We start from the raw sequence: 17,654 nt of genomic DNA on the forward strand, positions 1-17,654 counted from the left end.
GGCAGCGGCGTGTACGGGGAAGAACAGCGGCGGGCACCGGGCGACGACCACAGCCACCGCGCCACCCACCGAGCCACCCACCGCTTCACCCGATGTCAGCGGGATCGATCCGCACCCACACAGGCTCCGCGCTTCCCCGGGCCATCCGCGCGGCCTGCGCAGCCTTCAGCGCACCGGCCAGGGCCGCGCCCTTCCCCGGCGGCACCCTGACCAACGCCCGCTCCCACTGCTCCCCGGCCGGCGGCGCCCCCGTCCGCCGCGGTCGCCCCGCCGCGGGGACGGGCAACGGCACCGGCCCCAGTACCTCGGCCTCCGGCGGAAGTTCGGCCGCGCGGAGAAACTCGGTCACCGCCTCCGCCGGACCCGACACGGCCGCCATCCGCGACACCGGCGGAAACCCCAGCTCGGCCCGCTCGGCGAGTTCCCGCACCGCGTGACCGACGGGGTCCCACCGGACGAGCGCCTGGACGGGCCGCAGCGTCGGCTCGGCCACGACCACCACCGTGCCGCCCGCCGGCTGCGGCCGGACGAGCGACCCGGCCGCGATCCACCGCCGCAGTGCGTCCTCCCCGGCCCGCAGGTCGGGCCGCCCGAGCATGGCCCACCCGTCCAGCAGCAGCGCCGCCGCGTACCCGCCCTCGGCGACGGGCTCGGCACCCGGCGTGCTCACCACCAGCGCGGGCGCTCCCGGCACCGTGTCGAGCACGTGCTCACGGCCCGAGGTCCGCACCGGGACGGCAGGGAAGGCCCGTCCGAGCTCCTCGGCGGTCCGCCGGGCACCCACCACCGAGGCGCGCAGCCGGAAGGCACCGCACTCCGGGCAGTGCCAGCCGCTCTCCTCACGGCCGCACCATCCGCAGCACAACGCGCCGCCGTCCCTGGTTTCCAAGGGTCCGGAGCAGTGCCGGCAGCGCGCGGGCGCCCGGCAGTTGGCGCACGCCATGCGCGGCACGTATCCCCGCCGGGGCACCTGCACGAGGACCGGGCCGTGCCGCAGGCCTTCCCTGACGACCTGCCAGGCGAGGGTGGGCAGCCTGGCGGCCCGGGCGGCCTCGTCCCGTGCGAGGTCCCCGTCGCCGACGGTGCGGACGAGCGGGGCGGTGGCGCGCACCTGCTCACGCCCGGCGACCAGCGGGCGCGCCCATCCGCTCTCGACGAGCTGCGCGGCCTCCACCGTGCAGCCCCAGCTGCCCAGCAGGAAGCCGCACTTGTCCTGGGCGGCCCGCAGCAGCAGCACCTCACGGGCATGGGGCTGCGGGGCGTGCTGCTCACTGTGGCTGTCGTCCCCGTCGTCCCAGATGGCGACCAGACCGAGGTCCTGGACCGGTGCGAACATCGCGGCCCGGGTCCCGATCACGGCCCGTACGGAGCCCCGCCGCACCGCGAGCCACTGCGCGTACCGCTTCTCGGGACCCGCGTCGGCGGTGAGCACGGCATGCCGCCCCTCCCCCAGCAGAGCGGTCAGGGCGGCGTCGGCCCGCGCGACCGCCCGCCCGTCGGGCAGGACCACGAGCGCCCCGCGACCGGAGGCCAGCGTCGCCCCGATCGCCCGGGCCAGCTCCTCGCTCCACTCCGGGCCGGGCAGCGCGTTCCACACGGCCCGTGGCGCACCGCCCGAGGCCAGCGACTCCAGGAAGGCCGCCCCCTGCTCGTACCGCTGCCAGGAGCCCGCCTCGGGCGCCGGGGGCGGCGGCAGTGGTGCGGGCGAGGGGCGCTGCTCGGCCCGGGCGTTGCGCGGGGGCACCGCGAGTTGCAGGACGTCGGCGAGGCTGCCCGCGTACCGGTCGGCGACCGCCCGGGCCAGTCCCAGCAGCTCTTCGCTCAGCACCCGCTCGGGCGACACGACCTGGGCGAGGGCGGCCAGCGGCCCGGAGTAGTCGGACTCGGCCAGCCGCTCGACGAGGAACCCGTCGATCAGCCCGCCGCCCTCGCGCCGGCCGTCCCGCACCCGGTGCCGCCCGGCCCCGAACCGGACCCGCACGCGCACGCCCGGCTGGGCCTGCTCGTCCAGTTCCTCGGGCACGGCGTAGTCGAAGTACCGGTCGAGGTGGAGCACGCCCTTGTCGACGAGCACCCGCGCTACGGGCAGGTTCTTGGCGAGCGCGGCCCCCCGCCAGGTCCGCGGCTTGGCCCGGGGCGTCTTGGCCTTGCGCACACTCTCCCGGATGAGCGCGAGCTGCTCCGGCGGCGTACCTTCCGCGCCGCCGCCCGCCTGTTCGTTCTCGCTGCTCACGCTTGCATTCTTACCAAACGCCACTGACATCCGGCGGGCCCCGAGTCCCCGCCGCCCGCGCACCGGACGCACGACGAGGCCCGGCGCCCCGAAGGGTGCCGGGCCTCGCGAGGTACCGCGGCGGCGTCGGGCGCGCGGCCCCGCCGCCTCGCCGGGACTTACAGCCCCGCGGCCTTGCGCAGCGCGTCCACGCGGTCCGTCCGCTCCCAGGTGAACTCGGGAAGCTCGCGGCCGAAGTGGCCGTAGGCCGCCGTCTGGGAGTAGATCGGGCGGAGCAGGTCGAGGTCGCGGATGATCGCGGCCGGACGGAGGTCGAAGACCTCGTCGATCGCCTTCTCGATCTTGTCCGTGTCGACCTTGGCGGTGCCGAAGGTCTCGACGAACAGACCGACCGGCTCGGCCTTGCCGATGGCGTACGCCACCTGGACCTCGCAGCGGGTGGCGAGACCCGCGGCGACGACGTTCTTGGCGACCCAGCGCATCGCGTACGCCGCGGAGCGGTCGACCTTGGACGGGTCCTTGCCGGAGAAGGCGCCGCCGCCGTGGCGGGCCATGCCGCCGTAGGTGTCGATGATGATCTTGCGGCCGGTCAGGCCGGCGTCACCCATCGGGCCGCCGATCTCGAAGCGGCCGGTGGGGTTGACCAGGAGGCGGTAGTTCTCCGTGTCGATCTTGATGCCCTCGTCGAGCAGCGCCTTGAGCTCCGGGTCGACGACGAACTCCTTGATGTCCGGAGCCAGGAGCGAGTCCAGGTCGATGTCGGAGGCGTGCTGCGAGGAGACCACGACGGTGTCCAGGCGGACCGCCTTGTCGCCGTCGTACTCGATGGTGACCTGCGTCTTGCCGTCCGGGCGCAGGTAGGGGATGGTGCCGTTCTTGCGCACGTCGGACAGGCGCTTCGACAGGCGGTGCGCCAGGAAGACCGGCAGCGGCATCAGCGTGGGCGTCTCGTCCGTCGCGTAACCGAACATCAGGCCCTGGTCGCCCGCGCCCTGCTTGTCGAGCTCGTCCTCGTCGCCCTCGACACGGGACTCGTAAGCCGTGTCCACGCCCTGGGCGATGTCCGGGGACTGCGCGCCGATGGACACCGAGACACCGCAGGAGGCGCCGTCGAAGCCCTTCTTGGAGGAGTCGTAGCCGATTTCGAGGATCTTGCTCCGGACCAGCGTCGCGATGTCCGCGTACGCCTTGGTCGTGACCTCGCCGGCCACGTGCACCAGGCCGGTCGTGATCAGGGTTTCGACGGCGACCCGGGAGGTCGGGTCCTCGCGGAGCAGCGCGTCGAGAATGGTGTCGCTGATCTGGTCAGCGATCTTGTCGGGGTGACCTTCGGTCACGGACTCCGAGGTGAACAGACGACGGGACACAACGCTCCCTGGGGTTGCAGCGGCTGCTGGCTGATCAGTGGCGGACGGCGGGGGCTGCACCCGACGCCGTCCGTGGAACAGTTTATCGGTCACGCTTCGGCCACGGCCCCCCTGTCTCGCCACTCGGAAGTGCTGTGACCTGCGGCACGGGCATTCTGCCCAATGCCGAGCGGCGTTGGCCAGAGGCGCCACGCCCCGATCGGCCGGGTTTCACGGGGTCGCAGGGCGCATGAAACATCAGTGGAGACGCTCGACCACCAGGTCCCATACGGTTTCGGCCAGGGCTTCCTTGGGGCCGTGCGGCACCGCGGTCTCGCTGCCGTCGGCGCCGAGGACGACGGCCTCGTTCTCCTCGGAACCGAAGGTCCTGCTCTCCCCCACCTCGTTCACCACCAGCAGATCGCAGCCCTTGCGCTTCAGTTTCGCGCGGCCGTTGGCGAGCACGTCGTCGGTCTCGGCGGCGAAGCCGACGATCACCTGTCCGGGGCGGGCGCGCTCGGTGGAGATCTCCGCGAGGATGTCCGGATTCCGCACCAGGGTGATCGGCTCGGGCTCCTGGTCGTCCTTCTTCTTGATCTTCCCGGCCGCGTACACCGCCGGGCGGAAGTCCGCCACCGCCGCCGCCATGACCACGGCGTCGGCGTCGGCACAGGCCCGCAGCACCGCCTCGCGCAGCTGCACGGCGGTGCCCACGGGGACGACGTCCACGCCAGCCGGGTCGGGCAGGGCGCTGTTGGCCGCGATCAGCGTGACGCGGGCGCCGCGGGCGGCCGCGGTGCGGGCGAGTGCGTAGCCCTGTTTGCCGGAGGAGCGGTTGCCGAGGAACCTGACGGGGTCCAGGGGCTCACGGGTGCCTCCGGCGCTGATCACCACATGCCGGCCCTTCAGGTCGGGCTCGGTCACGCCCCGGGCCAGCACCCGGCGGCAGACCTCGAAGATCTCGCCGGGGTCGGGAAGCCGGCCCTTGCCGGTGTCGACGCCGGTGAGGCGGCCCACGGCCGGTTCGATGACGACGGCGCCGCGGCGGCGCAGCGTCGCCACGTTCTCCCGGGTGGCCGGGTGCTCCCACATCTCCGTGTGCATGGCGGGGGCGAAGACGACCGGGCAACGGGCGGTGAGCAGCGTGTTGGTGAGGAGGTCGTCGGCGAGGCCGTGGGCCGCCTTGGCGAGCATGTCGGCGGTGGCGGGGGCGACGACGACCAGGTCGGCGTGCTGTCCGATGCGGACGTGCGGTACCTCGTGCACCTCGTCCCAGACCTCGGTGGAGACCGGGTTTCCGGAGAGCGCGGACCAAGTGGCGGCGCCGACGAAGTGCAGCGCGGAGGCGGTGGGCACCACGCGCACGTCATGGCCCGACTCCGTCAGCCGCCGCAGCAGCTCACAGGCCTTGTACGCGGCGATGCCGCCACTGACCCCCAGAACGACCTTCGGCTTGTCCACGTCTCTCCCCGGACCTCGGCAACCGGCACACCGTACGACTCCATGACACACCACAGGCCCGGCAGTCGGCCTGCCGGGCCTGTGGAAAAGTCAGCGTCAAGCTGCAAATAGCACTTACTGCGCCGGGCCCTCGACGGCCTCGGACGTCAGCAGCCCCGCGTTGATCTCGCGAAGGGCGATCGAGAGCGGCTTCTCGTGGACGTGGGTGTCGACGAGAGGACCGACGTACTCAAGGAGACCCTCGCCGAGCTGCGAGTAGTACGCGTTGATCTGGCGGGCCCGCTTGGCCGCGTAGATCACGAGGCTGTACTTCGAGTCGGTGGCCTCGAGGAGCTCGTCGATCGGCGGGTTGATGATGCCCTCGGGCGCGGAGATGGAAGAGGACACGCTCTACCTTCCGATGGATGGGAAAGATTCTGTCGGGGTGATCAGCGAGACCCGGAATCGATCAGCGATGGTCACACGACGTCCACCAAGGCTAGCAGCTCGCGAGCCACGTCCTCGACGGAGGTGTTCACCAGGGTCGTATCGAACTCGGGCTCGGCGGCCAGTTCGGTCTTCGCCGCCTCGAGCCGGCGCTCGATGACCTCGGGCGGTTCGGTGCCCCGCCCGGTGAGCCTTCGCACCAGCTCCTCCCAGGAGGGCGGAGCCAGGAACACCAGCTGGGCCTCGGGCATCGACTCCCGGACCAGACGGGCGCCCTGGAGATCGATCTCGAGCAGTACGGGCTCGCCCTTCTCCAGGCGCTCCTGTACGGCCGCACGCGGCGTGCCGTAGCGGTTGCCCGCGAACTCGGCCCACTCCAGCAGTTCGCCGTTGGCGATCAGCTTGTCCATCTCGTCGTCGCTGACGAAGAAGTAGTGGACTCCGTGCTTCTCGCCGGGGCGGGGCTTGCGGGTCGTCGCCGACACCGAGAGCCAGACCTCGGGATGTTCCTTGCGCATATGGGCGACGACCGTGCTCTTGCCGACCCCGGAGGGGCCGGAGAGCACGGTCAGCCGCGGACGTACGTCCGGGGGCACGGGGGTGGTCCCCCGGGGTGTTGCAGCCATGCAGCGATTATCCAGCAATCCCGGAGTGCCCGGGACTCGCTCCCCCGGAATGCCCGGTTCAGGAACCGGTGCTGCCGAACTCACGCTCAAGGGAGGCGATCTGGTTGGAACCGAGACCACGCACGCGGCGGCTCTCGGAGATACCGAGTCGCTCCATGATCTGCTTGGCGCGGACCTTGCCCACGCCCGGCAGGGACTCGAGGAGGGCGGAGACCTTCATCTTGCCGATGACGTCGTTCTCCTGGCCCTGCTTGATGACCTCGTGAAGAGAGGCGCCGGAGTGCTTGAGTCGATTCTTGACCTCGGCCCGCTCCCGGCGAGCCGCGGCGGCCTTTTCGAGCGCGGCTGCGCGCTGTTCAGGGGTAAGGGGCGGAAGAGCCACGCCTACGTCACCTCGGATGTCGAACTGTCGGATACGGACCGGTGAGGAACCTAGTCGCCCCACACCTGGGGAGCTACGAGCAACACGCTTGCCCGTTCACTCTCGTCGGAGACTAGCGGGCAAGTCCGCCAGAGTCAGCGAGAACAGCGGAAAAGTCCTGGTCAGCCTTCATCTGAACGGACATTTAGGACATACTGCCCCGGATTTGAGGATGTATTCAGACTCAAGCCCGCCCCGGACCACTCATCGGAGGACTCCGGAGAAGAGCAGGAAGAGGCCAGAAGGAGGTCAGGAGGAGGTCACGGCGTGCCGGATCTCCTCCGCGAAGCGTTCCGCGGCGTCACGCAGCGCGACCGCGTCGGGACCGTGGCGTAGCACTCCCCGGCTGACGTTCGGCACGACATTGCGCACCGCCCTCCCGAAGACCTGGGGAAGATCGGCCGGCGTCGCCCCCTGGGCACCGATGCCGGGCGCGAGGAGCGGGCCGTTGATGTCCAGGTCGTACGAGGACAGGTCGCCGAGGGTCGCGCCGACGACCGCGCCGAAGGACCCCAGGGGCCGCTCCCCCGCGTTCTCCGCGGACAGGTGCGCGAGCATGGTCGCTCCGACGCTCCGCCCGTCGGACCGTACGGCGTGCTGGACCTCGCCGCCCTCCGGGTTGGAGGTCAGCGCCAGCACGAACAGCCCGGCGCCGTTCTCCCGCGCCAGCGCGACGGCCGGGCTCAGCGAGCCGTAGCCGAGGTAGGGCGAGACGGTCAGCGCGTCGGAGAACAGCGGGGCGTCCTTGTGCAGGAAGGACTCGGCGTACGCGGCCATGGTCGAGCCGATGTCGCCGCGCTTGGCGTCCATCACGACCAGCGCGCCGGCCGCCCGCGCCTCGGCGACCGCCTTCTCCAGGACGGCGACGCCGCGCGAGCCGAACCGCTCGAAGAACGCGCTCTGCGGCTTGAGCACGGCGACCCGGTCGGCCACCGCCTCGACGACCGTGCGGCTGAACCGCTCCAGGCCCGTCACGTCGTCGTCGAGGCCCCATTCGGCGAGCAGGGAGGCGTGCGGGTCGATGCCGACGCAGAGCGGGCCGCGCTCGTCCATGGCGCGGCGCAGGCGCGCGCCGAAGGGTTCGAGACCACTCATGCCGTCTTCCTCACGTCGGCGCCCACCGCGTCGGCGAGCGTGGCGTACGGGCTGGTGCGCAGGCGTGCGGCGAGCCCCTTGTGGACGGAGCGGCCCCAGAAGGGACCTTCGTAGATGAAGGCGCTGTAGCCCTGGACCAGCGTGGCACCGGCCAGGATGCGCTGCCAGGCGTCCTCGGCGTTCTCCACGCCCCCGACGCCCACCAGGGTGATCCGGTCGCCCACGCGCGCGTACAGGCGGCGCAGGACGTCCAGGGAGCGTTCCTTCAGGGGCGCGCCGGACAGGCCGCCGGCCTCCTCGACCAGGGCGGGGTCGGACCTCAGGCCGAGTCCCTCGCGCGCGATGGTGGTGTTCGTCGCGATGATCCCGTCCAGGCCGAGTTCCACGGCGAGGTCGGCGACGGCGTCGATGTCCTCGTCGGCGAGGTCCGGCGCGATCTTGACCAGGAGCGGGACGCGCCGTGCGGACACCGCGTGGTCGGCGGCCTCGCGGACGGCGCTCAGGAGCGGACGCAGCGCCTGAGTGGCCTGGAGGTTGCGCAGACCCGGGGTGTTCGGGGAGGAGACGTTGACCACGAGGTAGTCGGCGTAGGGCGCGAGCCGCTCGGCGGACTTCACGTAGTCCGCGACGGCCTCCTCCTCGGGTACGACCTTGGTCTTGCCGATGTTGACGCCGACGACGGTCTTGAAGACGGGCGTCCGGGAGGCCAGACGGGCGGCGACGCGGAGCGAGCCCTCGTTGTTGAAGCCCATGCGGTTGATCAGCGCCCGGTCCTTGACCAGGCGGAACAGCCGCTGCTTGGGGTTGCCGGGCTGCGGCTCGCCGGTGACCGTGCCGATCTCGACGTGGTCGAAGCCGAGCATCGCCATGCCGTCGATGCCGACGGCGTTCTTGTCGAAGCCCGCGGCGAGCCCGAAGGGGCCGTGCATGCGCAGCCCGAAGGCCTCCGTGCGCAGTTCCTTGTGGCGGGGCGCGAGGGCCGCCGCGAGGAAGGTGCGCAGCACGGGCACACGGGCGGCCAGGCGGATCCAGCGGAAGGCCAGGTGGTGCGCCTGCTCCGGGTCCATCCGCTTGAAGAACAGACTGAAGAAGATCTTGTACATGGTGTCCTCACGAAGACATGGCGTCCTCACGAAGAGGGGGACACCGCTTCCGGTGTCCCCCTCTTCGGCTGCTAGTCGCGGGCCGCGGTCAGGTGTTCCGCGTGTTCCTGGAGAGATCGCACGCCCACGTCGCCGCGGTTGAGGGCGTCGATGCCCTGGACCGCCGCCGCGAGCGCCTGGACCGTCGTCAGGCAGGGCACGGAGCGTGCCACGGCCGCCGTGCGGATGTCGTAGCCGTCGAGGCGGCCACCGGTGCCGTACGGGGTGTTGACGATGAGGTCGACCTCGCCGTCGTGGATGAGCTGGACGATGGTCTTCTCGCCGTTCGGGCCGGTGCCCTCGGACTGCTTGCGCACGATCGTGGCGTTGATGCCGTTGCGCTTGAGGACCTCGGCCGTGCCGGAGGTGGCGAGCAGCTCGAAGCCGTGCGCGACCAGCTCGCGCGCCGGGAAGATCATCGAGCGCTTGTCGCGGTTGGCGACCGAGATGAAGGCGCGGCCCTTGGTGGGCAGCGGGCCGTAGGCGCCCGCCTGCGACTTGGCGTACGCCGTGCCGAAGACGGAGTCGATGCCCATGACCTCACCGGTGGAGCGCATCTCCGGGCCGAGGACCGTGTCGACGCCGCGGCCGTGGATGTCGCGGAAGCGCGACCACGGCATGACGGCCTCCTTGACGGAGATCGGCGCGTCGAACGGCAGCTCGCCGCCGTCACCGTTCGCCGGCAGCAGGCCCTCGGCGCGCAGTTCGGCGATGGTCGCGCCCAGTGAGATCCGGGCGGCGGCCTTGGCCAGCGGCACCGCGGTTGCCTTCGAGGTGAAGGGGACGGTCCGGGAGGCGCGCGGGTTGGCCTCCAGGACGTAGAGGATGTCGCCCGCGAGCGCGAACTGGATGTTGATCAGGCCGCGCACGCCGACGCCCTTGGCGATGCCCTCCGTGGAGGCGCGCAGGCGCTTGATGTCGAAGCCGCCGAGCGTGATCGGGGGCAGGGCGCACGCCGAGTCGCCGGAGTGGATGCCGGCCTCCTCGATGTGCTCCATGACGCCGCCGAGGTACAGCTCCTCACCGTCGTAGAGCGCGTCGACGTCGATCTCGATCGCGTCGTCCAGGAACCGGTCGACCAGGACCGGACGGGACGGGCTGATCTCGGTCGACTCGGCGATGTACGCCTCCAGGCGCGTCTCGTCGTAGACGATCTCCATGCCGCGCCCGCCGAGGACGTACGAGGGACGCACCAGGACCGGGTAGCCGATCTCGTCGGCGATGGCCTTGGCCTCGGAGAAGGTGGTGGCGGTGCCGTGCTTGGGGGCCGGGAGGCCGGCCTCCTTGAGGACCCGGCCGAAGGCGCCCCGGTCCTCGGCGGCGTGGATGGCCTCCGGGGAGGTGCCGACGATCGGCACGCCGTTGTCCTTCAGCGCCTGCGACAGGCCCAGCGGGGTCTGGCCGCCGAGCTGGACGATGACACCCGCGACCGGGCCGGCCTGCTGCTCGGCGTGGACGATCTCCAGCACGTCTTCCAGCGTCAGCGGCTCGAAGTACAGGCGGTCGGAGGTGTCGTAGTCCGTGGAGACGGTCTCGGGGTTGCAGTTGACCATCACGGTCTCGTAGCCCGCGTCGCTCAGCGCGAAGGAGGCGTGGACGCAGGAGTAGTCGAACTCGATGCCCTGGCCGATGCGGTTCGGGCCGGAGCCCAGGATGATGACGGCCGGCTTCTCGCGGGAGGCGACCTCCGTCTCCTCGTCGTAGGAGGAGTAGAAGTACGGCGTCTTCGCGGCGAACTCGGCGGCGCAGGTGTCGACGGTCTTGTAGACCGGGCGGATGCCGAGCGCGTGCCGGACCTCGCGGACGACGTCCTCGCGCAGGCCGCGGATCTCGCCGATCTGGGTGTCGGAGAAGCCGTGCCGCTTGGCCTCGGCGAGCAGGCCGGGCGTCAGCTCCGGCGCCTCGGCCAGTTCGTCCGCGATCTCCTTGATCAGGAAGAGCTGGTCGACGAACCAGGGGTCGATCTTCGTGTACTCGAAGACCTCCTCGGGCGTGGCGCCCGCGCGGATGGCCTGCATGACGGCGTTGATCCGGCCGTCGGTGGGGCGGACCGCCTCGCGGAGCAGCTCTTCCTTGTCGCCGGGGTCGCCGACGAAGGTGAACTGGCTGCCCTTCTTCTCCAGCGAGCGCAGGGCCTTCTGGAAGGCCTCGGTGAAGTTGCGGCCGATGGCCATGGCCTCGCCGACCGACTTCATGGTGGTGGTGAGGGTGGAGTCGGCGCTCGGGAACTTCTCGAAGGCGAAGCGCGGGGCCTTCACGACCACGTAGTCGAGCGTCGGCTCGAAGGAGGCCGGGGTCTCCTGCGTGATGTCGTTCGGGATCTCGTCCAGCGTGTAGCCGACGGCGAGCTTGGCGGCGATCTTGGCGATCGGGAAGCCGGTGGCCTTGGAGGCGAGCGCCGACGAGCGCGACACGCGCGGGTTCATCTCGATGACGATGACCCGACCGTCCTCGGGGTTCACCGCGAACTGGATGTTGCAGCCGCCGGTGTCGACGCCGACCTCGCGGATGACGGCGATGCCGATGTCGCGCAGGGTCTGGTACTCGCGGTCGGTGAGGGTCATCGCCGGGGCGACGGTGATCGAGTCACCGGTGTGCACGCCCATGGGGTCGAAGTTCTCGATGGAGCAGACGACCACGACGTTGTCGTGCTTGTCGCGCATCAGCTCCAGCTCGTACTCCTTCCAGCCGAGGATGGACTCCTCCAGGAGCACCTCGGTGGTCGGCGAGAGCGTGAGGCCCTGCCCGGCGATGCGGCGCAGCTCCTCCTCGTTGTGCGCGAAGCCGGAGCCGGCGCCGCCCATGGTGAAGGACGGGCGGACGACGACCGGGTAGCCGCCGAGCTCCTCGACGCCCCGGAGGACGTCGTCCATGGAGTGGCAGATGTAGGACCGGGCGGACTCGCCGTGGCCGATCTTCTTGCGGACCTCCTCCACGACCTCCTTGAACTGGTCGCGGTCCTCGCCCTTGTGGATCGCCTCGACGTTGGCGCCGATCAGCTCGACGCCGTACTTGTCGAGCGTCCCCGCCTCGTGCAGCGAGATCGCGGTGTTGAGGGCCGTCTGGCCGCCCAGGGTGGGCAGCAGCGCGTCGGGGCGCTCCTTGGCGATGATCTTCTCGACGAACTCGGGGGTGATCGGCTCGACGTACGTGGCGTCGGCGATCTCCGGGTCGGTCATGATCGTCGCCGGGTTGGAGTTCACCAGGACGACCCTGAGGCCCTCGGCCTTCAGGACGCGGCACGCCTGGGTGCCGGAGTAGTCGAACTCGGCGGCCTGGCCGATGACGATCGGGCCGGAGCCGATGACCAGGACGGACTGGATATCGGTGCGCTTAGGCACGCTGGCCCTCCATCAGGGATACGAAGCGGTCGAACAGGTACGCGGCGTCGTGCGGGCCGGCTGCCGCTTCGGGGTGGTACTGGACGCTGAAGGCGGGGCGGTCGAGGAGCTGGAGCCCCTCCACCACGTTGTCGTTCAGGCAGACGTGGGACACCTCGGCGCGGCCGAACGGGGTCTCGGAGACCTGGTCGAGCGGGGCGTCGACGGCGAAGCCGTGGTTGTGCGCGGTGACCTCGACCTTGCCGGTCGTGCGGTCCTGCACCGGCTGGTTAATGCCGCGGTGACCGTACTTCAGCTTGAAGGTGCCGAAGCCGAGCGCGCGGCCCAGGATCTGGTTGCCGAAGCAGATGCCGAACAGCGGCGTGCCGCGCTCCAGGACGCCCTGCATGACGGAGACGGGGTGGTCGGCGGTGGCCGGGTCGCCCGGGCCGTTGGAGAAGAACACGCCGTCCGGGTTGACCGCGTAGACGTCCTCGACGGTCGCGGTGGCCGGGAGCACGTGCACCTCGATGCCGCGCTCGGCCATGCGGTGCGGGGTCATGCCCTTGATGCCGAGGTCGACGGCGGCGACGGTGAACTTCTTCTCGCCCATCGCGGGGACGACGTACGGCTCGGTGGTGGCGACCTCGGCGGAGAGGTTCGCGCCCTTCATCTGCGGGGCTTCCTGCACGCGCGTAAGGAGTGCGCTGTCGTCCTTGACGGCGTCGCCGCTGAAGATGCCGACGCGCATCGCGCCGCGCTCGCGCAGGTGGCGGGTGAGGGCGCGGGTGTCGATGCCGGAGATGCCGACGACGCCCTGCGCGGCCAGCTCCTCGTCCAGCGTGCGCCGGGAGCGCCAGCTGGACGGCACGCGCGCGGGGTCGCGTACGACGTACCCGGAGACCCAGATCCTCTTGGACTCCATGTCCTCGTCGTTGACGCCGGTGTTGCCGACGTGCGGGGCGGTCATCACCACGACCTGGCGGTGGTACGAGGGGTCGGTGAGGGTCTCCTGGTAGCCGGTCATGCCGGTGGAGAACACCGCTTCGCCGAAGGTCTCCCCCACGGCCCCGTAGGCACGGCCGCGGAAGACCCGGCCGTCCTCCAGGACGAGTACGGCGGGAGTTTTGGCGGCTCCCCTGGTGGAGGTGGTCATCGTTCGGCGCCTTCCCTGCTGTTCGTTTCGATCATGGAGTTGATGGCCTCGACCCACTCGTTGTGTTCGGCCGCGTGGTCGGAGCGGAAGCCGGAGTCGATCAGCCGGTCGCCGTGCTCCCAAGTGACGACGAGCAGGCCGCCCTCGGTGAGCACCTTGCCGGCGATGCCCTTGTCGAGCCGGGCCTCGCGCAGCTGTGCGGCCGGGACGAAGAAGTCGCTCGCCCCGGGGCGTACGACGTCCAGTCCGGCGTCCGTGAGGGTGAGCTCGGCGCGGCTGCGGGTGCCCAGGCCCTGGGCGACGATGCGGTCGAGCCACTGTCCGGCGGTGGTGGAGCCGTGGTAGCGGCCGCTCATGGTCAGGCGCTCCGGGCCCGTCTCGTCCGGGGTGGTCGGCAGCTCGGGCAGGTCGCCCTGGAGCGTGCCGCGCCACTTCCAGCCCTCGCGCATCAGCCAGTAGACGAGCGCGACGAACAGGGCGAGGCCGACGACCCAGCCGATGCGGGCGGCCCAGTCGGTCACTTGCGCCGATTCCTTCTCGGCGGCCAGCAGGAGTACAGGTGTCACGTGAGCTTCCCGTCGACGAGCGTGGCCTTGCCCCGCAGCCACGTGTGCGTCACACGGCCCGGCAGCTCACGACCCTCGTAGGGGGTGTTGCGGCTGCGCGAGGCGAAGCCCGCGGGGTCCACAGAGCCACGGTATGCCGTGTCGACGAGGGTGAGGTTGGCGGGCTCACCTGCCGAGACGGGACGGCCGTGCCCCTTGGCCTGTCCGATCTGCGCGGGCTTGAAGGACATCCGGTCGGCGACGCCGGCCCAGTCCAGCAGGCCCGTGTCGACCATGGTCTCCTGCACCACTGACAACGCGGTCTCCAGGCCGACCATGCCCATGGCGGCCGCGGCCCACTCGCAGTCCTTGTCCTCGTGCGGGTGCGGGGCGTGGTCGGTGGCGACGATGTCGATCGTGCCGTCGGCGAGCGCCTCGCGCAGGGCCGTCACGTCGCGCTCGGTGCGCAGCGGCGGGTTGACCTTGTAGACGGGGTTGTACGTGCGGACCAGCTCGTCGGTGAGCAGGAGGTGGTGCGGGGTGACCTCGGCGGTGACGTCGATGCCGCGGGACTTGGCCCAGCGGACGATCTCGACGGACCCGGCGGTCGACAGGTGGCAGATGTGGACGCGGGAGCCGACGTGGTCGGCGAGCAGGACATCCCGGGCGATGATCGATTCTTCGGCCACCGCGGGCCAGCCCCCGAGCCCCAGCTGGGCGGAGACGACGCCCTCGTTCATCTCGGCGCCCTCGGTCAGCCGCGGCTCCTGCGCGTGCTGCGCGACGACACCGCCGAAGGCCTTCACGTACTCCAGGGCCCGGCGCATGATCACCGCGTCGTGGACGCACTTGCCGTCGTCGGAGAAGACGGTGACCCCGGCGGCCGACTCGTGCATGGCGCCCAGCTCGGCGAGCTTGCGGCCCTCCAGTCCGACGGTGACGGCACCGATCGGCTGGACGTCGCAGTAGCCGTGCTCCTTGCCGAGCCGCCAGACCTGTTCGACGACACCGGCGGTGTCGGCGACCGGGAAGGTGTTGGCCATGGCGAACACGGTGGTGTAGCCGCCGGAGGCCGCCGCCCGGGTGCCGGTGAGGACGGTCTCGGAGTCCTCGCGGCCCGGCTCGCGCAGATGGGTGTGCAGGTCGACCAGGCCCGGCAGCAGCACCTTGCCCTCGGCCTCGACGACCTCCGCGCCCTCGACGCTCAGGCCGGCACCCACCTCGGCGATCGTCCCGCCGTCGATCAGCACGTCCTGCGGCTCGCCGCCCAGCACCTTCGCACCACGGATCAGGATCTTGCTCATCTGTCTTACTTCTCCTCGGTACGGGTCTGGGTGACGGCGGGTTCGTTTCCGCCCAGCAGCAGGTACAGGACGGCCATCCGGATGGACACTCCGTTTGCGACCTGCTCGACGACGGTGCAGCGGTCGGAGTCGGCGACCTCGGCGGTGATCTCCATGCCGCGGACCATCGGGCCGGGGTGCATCACGACGGCGTGCTCGGGCATCCGCGCCATGCGGTCGCCGTCGAGGCCGTAGCGCCGGGAGTACTCGCGCTCGGTCGGGAAGAAGGCGGCGTTCATGCGCTCGCGCTGGACGCGCAGCATCATCACCGCGTCGGACTTGGGCAGCGTGCTGTCGAGGTCGTACGACACCTCGCAGGGCCAGCTCCCGATGCCGACGGGCACCAGCGTCGGCGGGGCGACGAGGGTGACCTCGGCACCGAGGGTGTGCAGCAGGTCGACGTTGGAGCGGGCGACCCGGCTGTGCAGGACGTCGCCGACGATGGTGATGCGCCTGCCTTCGAGGTCCTGGCCGATCCCGGCGTCCGGGCCGATCAGGCGGCGGCGCATGGTGAAGGCGTCCAGCAGGGCCTGGGTGGGGTGCTGGTGGGTGCCGTCGCCGGCGTTGACGACGGCCGCGTCGATCCAGCCGGAGTTGGCCAGGCGGTACGGGGCTCCTGAGGCGCCGTGCCGGATGACGACGGCGTCGACGCCCATGGCCTCCAGGGTCTGGGCGGTGTCCTTCAGGGACTCGCCCTTGGACACGCTCGACCCCTTGGCGGAGAAGTTGATGACGTCCGCGGACAGCCGCTTCTCGGCGGCCTCGAAGGAGATCCGGGTCCGGGTGGAGTCCTCGAAGAAGAGGTTGACGATCGTGCGGCCGCGCAGGGTCGGCAGCTTCTTGATCGGCCGGTCGGCGACCCGGGCCATCTCCTCGGCGGTGTCGAGGATCAGGACGGCGTCGTCGCGGGTGAGGTCGGCGGCCGAGATGAGATGACGCTGCATCTGTCAGGCTCCGTAAGGCAGTTCAAACGGGAGATTCGGGGCAGACGGGCGCGCGCGTGCGCGCACTGAGCCGGCGTACGACAGCGGCGTACGCCTGGAGCGCTACTGGGCGGCCGGCTTGGCACCGAGCAGCACGGTGTCGCGACCGTCCTCCTCGGCGAGCTGGACCTTGACCGTCTCCCGCAACGACGTGGGGAGGTTCTTGCCGACGTAGTCGGCGCGGATGGGCAGTTCGCGGTGGCCGCGGTCGACGAGGACCGCGAGCTGCACCGCGCGGGGGCGCCCGATGTCGTTCAGGGCGTCGAGGGCGGCGCGGATCGTGCGGCCGGAGAAGAGGACGTCGTCGACGAGGACGACGAGCTTGCCGTCGATGCCGTCACCGGGGATCTCGGTGCGGGCCAGCGCACGCGGCGGGTGCATGCGCAGGTCGTCGCGGTACATGGTGATGTCGAGCGAGCCGCAGGGAACCTTGCGCTCGGTGATCTGCTCGAGCTTGTCGGCGATCCGCCGGGCGAGGAAGACGCCCCGGGTCGGAATGCCCAGGAGCACCACGTCGTCGGCGCCTTTCGCGCGTTCGACGATCTCGTGGGCGATGCGGGTCAGTACCCGCGCGATGTCGGGGCCTTCGAGAACGGGCCGGGCATCGGATGGTGTGCCGTGCGAGTCCATACGAAACGGACCTCCTTCTCCGCCTCACGGGACGGACCTTAAAGGACGTCGGGATTGCGCCATCCACGGTAGCAGGCCCTCGCCGTCACCCGGACGGCCCCCTCGGATCACCCACTCGGCCTAACAGAGTGCCGATACCACGGAAGAGTCGGTGCGGACCATTCGGCTTGACGCGGCAGAGTAACGCTGCGTAACCTCACAGTGAGTTACCAGCCGCGCGGCCTGGCACCCACGCCAGACGCGTCGACACAGTGCCGGGGAGCTATATGTCCAGCGAATACGCCAAACAGCTCGGGGCCAAGCTCCGGGCGATCCGCACCCAGCAGGGCCTTTCCCTCCACGGTGTCGAGGAGAAGTCCCAGGGACGCTGGAAGGCGGTCGTGGTCGGTTCGTACGAGCGCGGCGACCGTGCCGTGACCGTGCAGCGCCTTGCCGAGCTGGCGGATTTCTACGGCGTTCCGGTGCAGGAGCTGCTCCCGGGCACCACCCCGGGCGGCGCCGCCGAGCCGCCGCCGAAGCTGGTCCTGGACCTGGAGCGGCTGGCCACGGTGCCGGCCGAGAAGGCGGGTCCTCTTCAGCGCTACGCGGCCACGATCCAGTCGCAGCGCGGTGACTACAACGGCAAGGTGCTGTCGATCCGCCAGGACGACCTGCGCACACTCGCCGTCATCTACGACCAGTCGCCCTCGGTCCTCACCGAGCAGCTGATCAGCTGGGGTGTCCTGGACGCGGACGCGCGTCGCGCGGTGGCGACCCACGACGAGGGCTGACCGCTTTCGGGGCTGGCCGAGGGTCAGCAGAAACGTGCCGCCGGGGGGGGGGGGGGGGGGGGGGGGGGGGGGCGCCCCCCCCCCGGGGGGGGGGGGGGGGGCGCGCCACCTGAAATGGAAAAAAAACAAAGAAAAAAAAACAAAAAAACACCAAACG

The 17,654-nt window shown here is 70.9% G+C and carries 15 protein-coding genes; 1 reads left to right on the forward strand and 14 read right to left on the reverse strand.

Going from position 1 to position 17,654, the window contains the following annotated elements; genetic code table 11:
- Positions 1-85: 85 nt before the first annotated feature.
- The 14 genes from ACZ3I3_RS36505 to pyrR form a co-directional block, all read right to left on the reverse strand.
- Entirely contained in the window at positions 86-2,233 is a 2,148-nt protein-coding gene (locus tag ACZ3I3_RS36505; RefSeq protein WP_467372096.1) for a primosomal protein N', read from the reverse strand.
- Positions 2,234-2,391: 158 nt separating this feature from the next.
- The gene (metK, locus tag ACZ3I3_RS36510) at positions 2,392-3,600 is read right to left on the reverse strand and encodes a methionine adenosyltransferase (protein WP_356928650.1); all 1,209 of its coding nucleotides are present in this window, start codon (positions 3,598-3,600) and stop codon (positions 2,392-2,394) included.
- A 237-nt stretch (positions 3,601-3,837) separates the two neighbouring features.
- A complete protein-coding gene (gene coaBC / locus ACZ3I3_RS36515) occupies positions 3,838-5,040 on the reverse strand; it encodes a bifunctional phosphopantothenoylcysteine decarboxylase/phosphopantothenate--cysteine ligase CoaBC (RefSeq protein WP_467372097.1) in 1,203 nt (400 codons plus the stop codon).
- A gap of 114 nt (positions 5,041-5,154) precedes the next feature.
- A complete protein-coding gene (gene rpoZ / locus ACZ3I3_RS36520) occupies positions 5,155-5,427 on the reverse strand; it encodes a DNA-directed RNA polymerase subunit omega (protein ID WP_003988945.1) in 273 nt (90 codons plus the stop codon).
- Between the two features lie 71 nt (positions 5,428-5,498).
- A complete protein-coding gene (gene gmk, locus ACZ3I3_RS36525; protein WP_399411991.1) occupies positions 5,499-6,092 on the reverse strand; it encodes a guanylate kinase in 594 nt (197 codons plus the stop codon).
- A 58-nt stretch (positions 6,093-6,150) separates the two neighbouring features.
- Positions 6,151-6,474 carry an integration host factor gene (locus tag ACZ3I3_RS36530; RefSeq protein ID WP_003977346.1) on the reverse strand — a complete coding sequence of 108 codons (324 nt, stop codon included), beginning with the start codon at positions 6,472-6,474 and terminating at the stop codon, positions 6,151-6,153.
- A 288-nt stretch (positions 6,475-6,762) separates the two neighbouring features.
- Complete coding sequence (pyrF, locus tag ACZ3I3_RS36535) at positions 6,763-7,608, reverse strand: orotidine-5'-phosphate decarboxylase (protein ID WP_467372098.1); 846 nt, start codon at positions 7,606-7,608, stop codon at positions 6,763-6,765.
- The gene (locus ACZ3I3_RS36540) at positions 7,605-8,711 is read right to left on the reverse strand and encodes a quinone-dependent dihydroorotate dehydrogenase (protein ID WP_467372099.1); all 1,107 of its coding nucleotides are present in this window, start codon (positions 8,709-8,711) and stop codon (positions 7,605-7,607) included. The genes pyrF and ACZ3I3_RS36540 overlap by 4 nt, the downstream gene beginning before the upstream one ends.
- A 71-nt stretch (positions 8,712-8,782) precedes the next feature.
- Positions 8,783-12,091 (reverse strand): carbamoyl-phosphate synthase large subunit, encoded by a 3,309-nt coding sequence (gene carB / locus ACZ3I3_RS36545; protein ID WP_467372100.1) that lies wholly within the window; start codon positions 12,089-12,091, stop codon positions 8,783-8,785.
- Positions 12,084-13,226 carry a glutamine-hydrolyzing carbamoyl-phosphate synthase small subunit gene (gene carA / locus ACZ3I3_RS36550; protein WP_467372101.1) on the reverse strand — a complete coding sequence of 381 codons (1,143 nt, stop codon included), beginning with the start codon at positions 13,224-13,226 and terminating at the stop codon, positions 12,084-12,086. The genes carB and carA overlap by 8 nt, the downstream gene beginning before the upstream one ends.
- The gene (locus ACZ3I3_RS36555) at positions 13,223-13,792 is read right to left on the reverse strand and encodes a PH-like domain-containing protein (protein ID WP_467372102.1); all 570 of its coding nucleotides are present in this window, start codon (positions 13,790-13,792) and stop codon (positions 13,223-13,225) included. Before ACZ3I3_RS36555 ends, carA begins: the two co-directional genes overlap by 4 nt.
- The gene (locus ACZ3I3_RS36560; protein WP_467372103.1) at positions 13,789-15,075 is read right to left on the reverse strand and encodes a dihydroorotase; all 1,287 of its coding nucleotides are present in this window, start codon (positions 15,073-15,075) and stop codon (positions 13,789-13,791) included. The genes ACZ3I3_RS36555 and ACZ3I3_RS36560 overlap by 4 nt, the downstream gene beginning before the upstream one ends.
- Positions 15,076-15,080: 5 nt before the next feature.
- Positions 15,081-16,058, reverse strand: coding sequence for an aspartate carbamoyltransferase catalytic subunit (locus tag ACZ3I3_RS36565; protein ID WP_467372104.1), 978 nt, complete (start codon positions 16,056-16,058; stop codon positions 15,081-15,083).
- 102 nt (positions 16,059-16,160) lie between these two features.
- Positions 16,161-16,727 carry a bifunctional pyr operon transcriptional regulator/uracil phosphoribosyltransferase PyrR gene (pyrR, locus tag ACZ3I3_RS36570; protein ID WP_356928660.1) on the reverse strand — a complete coding sequence of 189 codons (567 nt, stop codon included), beginning with the start codon at positions 16,725-16,727 and terminating at the stop codon, positions 16,161-16,163.
- Positions 16,728-16,993: 266 nt separating this feature from the next.
- On the opposite strand from pyrR, the gene bldD reads away from it, so the two are divergent.
- Positions 16,994-17,497, forward strand: a complete 504-nt coding sequence (bldD, locus tag ACZ3I3_RS36575) for a transcriptional regulator BldD (protein ID WP_003988955.1) — start codon at positions 16,994-16,996, stop codon at positions 17,495-17,497.
- Positions 17,498-17,654 lie beyond the last annotated feature (157 nt).

It is taken from the genome of Streptomyces sp. NPDC016851, from assembly GCF_055562795.1.